Source organism: Streptomyces sp. NPDC033136, assembly GCF_055578235.1.
Genome location: NZ_JBVIPD010000036.1, coordinates 48,138 through 54,630, shown reverse-complemented (window position 1 = coordinate 54,630; position 6,493 = coordinate 48,138). Strand labels below are relative to the sequence as shown.

The 6,493-nt window shown below is 66.9% G+C and carries 3 protein-coding genes and 1 pseudogene; 1 reads left to right on the top strand and 3 read right to left on the bottom strand.

Annotated features, from left to right (window positions below):
- The first annotated feature begins 111 nt into the window (after positions 1 to 111).
- Positions 112 to 1,863, top strand: coding sequence for a discoidin domain-containing protein (locus tag ACZ5TL_RS37715; protein ID WP_468595290.1), 1,752 nt, complete (start codon positions 112 to 114; stop codon positions 1,861 to 1,863).
- A gap of 178 nt (positions 1,864 to 2,041) precedes the next feature.
- On the opposite strand, the pseudogene ACZ5TL_RS37710 reads toward ACZ5TL_RS37715, so the two are convergent.
- The 3 genes and pseudogenes from ACZ5TL_RS37710 to ACZ5TL_RS37700 all read right to left on the bottom strand — a co-directional run.
- A pseudogene (locus tag ACZ5TL_RS37710) lies at positions 2,042 to 2,256 on the bottom strand (IS1380 family transposase); the annotation flags it as partial.
- A gap of 611 nt (positions 2,257 to 2,867) precedes the next feature.
- Positions 2,868 to 4,196 carry a class I SAM-dependent RNA methyltransferase gene (locus tag ACZ5TL_RS37705; RefSeq protein ID WP_468595289.1) on the bottom strand — a complete coding sequence of 443 codons (1,329 nt, stop codon included), beginning with the start codon at positions 4,194 to 4,196 and terminating at the stop codon, positions 2,868 to 2,870.
- A 126-nt stretch (positions 4,197 to 4,322) separates the two neighbouring features.
- Positions 4,323 to 6,374 carry an APC family permease gene (locus ACZ5TL_RS37700; RefSeq protein WP_468595288.1) on the bottom strand — a complete coding sequence of 684 codons (2,052 nt, stop codon included), beginning with the start codon at positions 6,372 to 6,374 and terminating at the stop codon, positions 4,323 to 4,325.
- Between the last annotated feature and the right edge of the window lie 119 nt (positions 6,375 to 6,493).

Genomic DNA, 6,493 nt, shown 5'->3' with positions numbered 1-6,493 from the left:
CGAGTACGGACTTGGACGTGCCACTTGCTTCTTCCCTCGATTCATTACAGGACAACCCTATTGGGTCCCTGTCCGGGATCTTCGGGGCCCCTCATACCCATGCTTCGGGGCTTGCTCACGATCGACCCGGCCGGCGGACGGGTGACCTACAACGTGGACTACCACGCCCTCGCTCACGCCAGCAGGTTCGTCAAGCCCGGAGCACGCCGGATCTACTCGAACACCTTCGGTGAAGGGAGCATAGAGAACGTCGCGTTCCAGAACCCGGACGGATCGAAGGTCCTGATCGCCCACAACTCGGGCAGCGCCGCGAAGACCTTCAGCGTCGCGGACGGGACACACTCGTTCGACTACACCCTGAACGCCGGCGACGCCGTCACGTTCACGTACTCCGGGCCTACGCAGAGCGGTAGTACCCTCGCAGCGGCCAAGTTCTCGGACCCGACACACGACTTCACGTTCACGTCGGCATCCGGCCCGGTCACCGTCACGTACGATCCGGCACTGCTGCCCTACCAGAACTCCATCCGTACCGGAAACAAGCTGGTCACGTACTCCCTGCCGATCGGAGCTTCCGTCCAGACGACCGGAAGGGCGCTGAGCCGTAGCAAGTGGACCGCCACGGCTTCCGCGCAGCCGGATTGGGGTGTGGCCGCGAATGCGATCGACGGCGACATCAACACCAGGTGGAGTCTCGGGCACGGGCCGACGAGCGGCGACTGGTTCCAGATCGACCTGGGGAGCCCCACGAGCTTCAACAAAATCGTCCTCGACACCGGCGTGAACAATTCGTTCGACTACGTCACCAGGTACCAGATATACGTTTCGAACGACGGAGTCGATTGGGGCAGCGCGATTGCGAGCGGCAGCGGGGGAATCGGCAAGATAGCCGTCACGTTGCCGACCCGAACGGCACAGTACATTCGCATCGTCAGTATCGCGGCATCAGGTTTCTGGTGGGCCATCGGCGACATCGAGGTGTACGGGTCTGCGCGTGGAACCGGCTCGATCACAGCTCCTACAGCAGTATCGAACGGCCTCCAGCTGAAGACCTGGACCAGCAAGGAAGGGTCGCAGGTAACCGTAGTATTCAACGGGACCACCGACAGCAAGAGTTTCAAGATATCCACCGACGGCTCGTACGCCTATACGCTGCCAAGCGGCACCTCGGCGATGTTCACCACCAAGAAGCTGTCAAACTTCCCATCGCCGACCTTCAGCGAATTGAAGCCGGAACGAGGAATGCCGCGCTCCAAGTTCACGATTCGCGGTTCTGGTTTCGGCGATGCACAGGGGCTGGGCACGGTGTATTTCGGATCGAGCTATGCAGAAATAGACACCTGGTCGGACACGAGCATCAGCGCCTACGTTCCGAAGGGGCTTCCAGCGGGGAAGGTCACGGTTTCCGTGAAGGGGGCCAGCGGAGCAGACGCAGGTGGATCATCGTTCGACGCCATAGATCTTGGTCCTGCGCTGCCGCGGACAGGCTGGACCGCAAAGGCTTCGGACGCCAGCCAGTGGGATGCGCCCGGAAACATGCTCGATGGCAATTCCGACACCCGGTACAGCTCCGGAACAGGGCAGTACGACGGCCTCTGGATCCAAGTGGACATGGGGCAGATACAGACCTTCGACAAGATCGTGCTGGATGTCGGCGGCAGTGTCAGCGACTATGCGCGAAGCGCAGACGTATACGTATCCACGGATGGAGCCGACTGGACCAAGGTCACGTCCGTAGCGGACGGCCAACGAGTCCACCTGATCTCCTTCCCGACGCAGACAGCTCGCTACATCAAGGTCGTCAATACCGGCAACGTTGCCCGTAGCTGGTGGTCAGTCGCAGAATTCAACGTCTACAACTGACCTCGGGGCTTTCATGTAGGGCGGCCGCGTTGGCCTTGCCCCCGGCGTAGAGGAAGTGCCTCTTGTCGGCGGGAACAGGGAGTGCTGATGTCCTTGTGCCCGTGGACGAGGCACTTTCCGGGTGCCCGTGGCGACTTCAGGCCCGCAGCGCACCGAGTACGGGCATCGGCGACGCGATCGACGTCCGCGTGCCAGACCTCAACGGGCCCACTACGGGTTCGCCGGACCCACCGCGGCCGTGGTCGACGAACCCCATCATCGGGTGGTGCCCAAAGGTTCTCTTCCAGGTCGCGGTGGCATCCTGTTTTCGGAGTGCGCCAGGACGAGGACGCCATCCAGGCCCACGATCATCTGCCCGCGCGCATCTGGCGCCGCTTCACCGGACAACCGCCAGGTAAGGCCCGTCCTACTCAGGCTGAGCAGACCGCGGTAACCAGCTCACCTCGGGGATCCGCCCCCGCTCGCTCCGGACGCCCAGCTCGCACATCATGGCCCTCGCAACGTCTCCGGGCGCCGTAAAAACGTGTCTCCCATCGAGCAGGACGGTGGATCCGCAGGCGACAGAAACCGTGCAGCCAAGCGATCTGCCCGCGAATCCGCGACGGCGAAGTCCATTACGGCGGCACTTGCGTACCGGACCGTGATCAAGGCGATGCGCGCGTTGGCGTTTTATAGCGCACGCAAGCCGGACTTGCCCCTCCGATGCGTTGGCTCGGCGAAGCAGCAGCGGCCCCGGCTGAGGCCGGCCGTGGCGACTCCGCCCCTCCGTTGCCCTCACCCTGACGTCTCATCAGAACAAGCGTCAAATGAGCGTCAGCCCGTGAAGAGAGACTTCCTGGCCTCGCCACCCCCCTGCTGCGCCACCTCACCTTCCGTCTCATGAAGCGGCAGGTCAGTAACCATCTGAGGGCGGAAACAGAAGTCCCGCGCCCTCCACCTCTTGGCTTCCGGAAAACAGGTCGAGCAACACCGTCCACACCTGAGAAACCCAAGAAAACCGCAGGTCAAAGCCTCTTTGCAGCCGGTTCCAAAATCGCCACGCACTCCACGTGCGACGTCATCGGAAACAGATCGAACGCCCGCAGCGTCCGCACCCGGTACCCCCCGTCCCGGAAGTACCCCAAGTCCCGTGCCAACGCCGCCGGATCGCACGCCACATAAGCGATCCTCCGCGCCCCCAGCGAAGCCAGATGCTCCACCGTCTTCCGCCCGGCCCCCGCCCGCGGCGGGTCCAGGACGATCAGGTCGACCTCCGTGATCCCCGTCCGCGGCAACACGCTCTCGACCTTGCCCTGCTCGATACGCACGCGGTCGAAGTCCGCGAGGTTGTGCCGCGCGTCCTCCACCGCCCGCTTGCCGGACTCGATGCCGAGGACCGCGCCCTGCTCGCCGACCCGGTCGGCGAGGGCACCGGCGAAGAGGCCGACGCCGCAGTAGAGGTCGAGGGCCATGTCTCCCTTGCGCGGCAGCAGGCCCTGCATGACCGCCGTCACCAGGGTGTCCGCGGCTTTCGGGTGGACCTGCCAGAAGCCGCCGTTGCCGACGCGGTGGGTCCGGCCGTCCGCGCGTTCGCGGACGAAGGGGCGGCCGTGGACGCGGTGGACGCCGCCGGAGCGCTCGTCCACGCGCAGGACCGACACGGGGCGGTCGAGTTCGACCAGCGGAAGGCGAGCGCCCGGCTTCGGGGTGAGGACCACCTGCCGGTCCTGCGAGCCGGTCGCCGCGATCGCCTCGACGGAGTCCATGCCCGTCCAGACCCGCTTCTCGATGCCCAGCTCGCTGACGCCCTCCGCGGCGATCATGCAGTGATCGATCGGCTCCACCTCGTGCGAGCGGTGCCGGCGCAGGCCCGCCCGGCCGTCGGCGGTGACGGCGTACTGGACGCGGGTGCGCCACGCGGGGACCTGGCCCGCGGGCACCTTGTCGCCCTCGGCGGGCACGACCGTGCCGTCCCAGCCGGCCTCTTCCGGTGTGAGCCCGGCGAGGTGCTGGAGCTGCTCGGCGATGACGTCGGCCTTCAGGCGCCGCTGCGCTCCCGGCTTGGCGTGCTGCCAGTCGCAGCCACCGCAGCGGCCGGGGCCTGCGAACGGGCAGGGCTCGTCGATGCGGTCCTTGGAGGCGTCGAGCACCTCCACCGCGTCCGCGCGCAGGTAACGAGCGCCCTGCTCACCCTCCGTCACCCGCGCCACGACCCGTTCACCGGGCAGGGCGTGCCGGACGAACAGCACCTGGCCCTCGGACGTCCGGGCGATGCAGTGGCCGCCGTGGGCGACGGGGCCGACCTCGACCTCGTACTCCTCCCCCACCAGCGACTTCCTCGGTTCTGCCTGCATGGTGGGGGTGACTCCAAAGCGTGAGGGGGAAACGGCCGAAGGAAAGTCGGCCGGACAACAGCCCACCAGTCTACGTGGGTACCGCCCGGCCGGTTCACGCCCGCCCGCACGAGCGGCCGACCACCCTCAGGCCTTCGGGTCCGAGGGTTCCTTCGACCGCACCTGCGCCGGACCGCGCCGCACCGAGCCCGGCGCGTTCCACTCCTGCTGCCTGCGGGCCCGCCGCTTGGCCGCCTCGGAGGACTGCAGCTGGTAGGGCACCGAGGTCACCATGATCCCCGGCGTGAACAGCAGCCGGCCCTTCAGCCGCAGGGCGCTCTGGTTGTGCAGCAGATGCTCGTACCAGTGGCCGACGACGTACTCAGGGATGATCACGGACACCGCCTCCCGCGGCGACTCCTTGCGCAGCCCCTTGACGTACTCGATGATCGGCCTCGTGATCTCGCGGTAGGGCGAGTCCAGGACCTTCAGCGGTACGTCGATGCCGCGCCGCTCCCACTCGGTCCGCAGCGCCTTGGTCTCGGCGGGGTCGACGTTGACGCTCACCGCCTCCAGGGTGTCCGAGCGCATCAGCTTGGCGTAGGCCAGGGCGCGCAGGGCCGGGCGGTGGATCTTGGAGATCAGGACGACCGAGTGGACACGGGAGGGCCGTACGCTGTCGTCGCTCGGGCCCTCGGGGGCGGCGATCTCCTCGGCGACCCGGTCGTAGTGCTTCCGGATGGCCGTCATCGTCCCGTAGAAGATCACCATGCCGAGCAGGGCGACCCAGGCGCCGTGCGTGAACTTGGTGACGAGGACGACCACCAGCACCAGGCCGGTGAAGAAGGCGCCGAAGGCGTTGATCGCGCGTGAGCGGATCATGCGGCGGCGCTTGGCCTGGTCCCGCTCGGTGGCGAGGTGGCGGTTCCAGTGCCGGACCATGCCGGTCTGGCTGAGCGTGAAGGACACGAACACGCCGACGATGTACAGCTGGATCAGGCGCGTGGAGTCGGCTTCGTAGATCCCCACCAGCAGTGTGGCGGCGCCGGCGAGGAGCACGATGCCGTTGGAGAAGGCGAGGCGGTCGCCGCGGGTGTGCAGCTGACGCGGCAGGTAGCGGTCCTGGGCGAGGATCGAGCCGAGCAGCGGGAAACCGTTGTAGGCGGTGTTCGCGGCGAGGAACAGCACGAGCGCGGTGGCCGCGGCCAGCACGACGAACAGGAGGCTGCCCGAGCCGAAGACGGCCTCGGCGACCTGGGAGATCACCGGGTTCTGCACGTAGTCCGGGCCGAGCGGGACGCCGTTGTGGACGAGGTCCTTGGCCGGATTCTCGGACATGCGGACGTTGGTCGCGAGGGCCAGCGCGATGATGCCGCAGAACATGGTGACGGCCAGCAGGCCCATCATCGCGAGCGTGGTCGCGGCGTTCCTCGACTTGGGCTTGCGGAAGGCCGGGACGCCGTTGGAGATCGCCTCGACGCCGGTGAGCGCGGCACAGCCGGAGGAGAAGGCGCGCAGCAGCAGGAAGAGCAGGGCGAAGCCTGCCAGGCCCTGGTGCTCGGGCTTGATGGCGTAGTCCGCCGTCGGTGCCCGCATGGTGTCGTCCAGGACCAGCGCGCGGAAGGCGCCCCAGGCGATCATGGTGAAGACGCCGGCGACGAAGACGTACGTCGGGATCGCGAACAGCGAGCCCGACTCCTTCACCCCGCGCAGGTTCATCAGCGTCAGCAGCACGATCACGCCGATCGCGCAGAGGACCTTGTGCTCGACCACGAACGGGATCGCGGAACCCAGGTTCTCGATACCGGAGGAGATCGACACCGCGACGGTGAGGACGTAGTCCACGAGCAGCGCACTCGCGACCGTGAGGCCCGCCTTGGGGCCGAGGTTGGTGTTCGCCACCTCGTAGTCGCCGCCACCGCTGGGGTAGGCGTGCACGTTCTGCCGGTACGAGGCGACCACGGTGAACATCAGCACGACGACCGCGACGGCGATCCACGGGCTGAAGTGGTACGCCGTCACGCCCGCGATCGACAGGACCAGCAGCACCTCGCCGGGGGCGTACGCCACGGACGACAGCGGGTCGGAGGCGAAGACGGGGAGTGCGATGCGCTTCGGCAGGAGCGTTTCCCCGAGCCGGTCACTGCGCAGTGCGCGCCCGATGAGGAGCCGTTTGGGCACGTCGGTCAGTTTGGACACAACAGAGGATCGTAAGCGTTCGATTGCGGGCTCGCCCACCCGCCACCCCCCACCGGCGTTCCCTCTGCTCTCCGAGTGAATTAGGAGACTGATGCGGCAGGGGTTTCCGCAGGTCACCC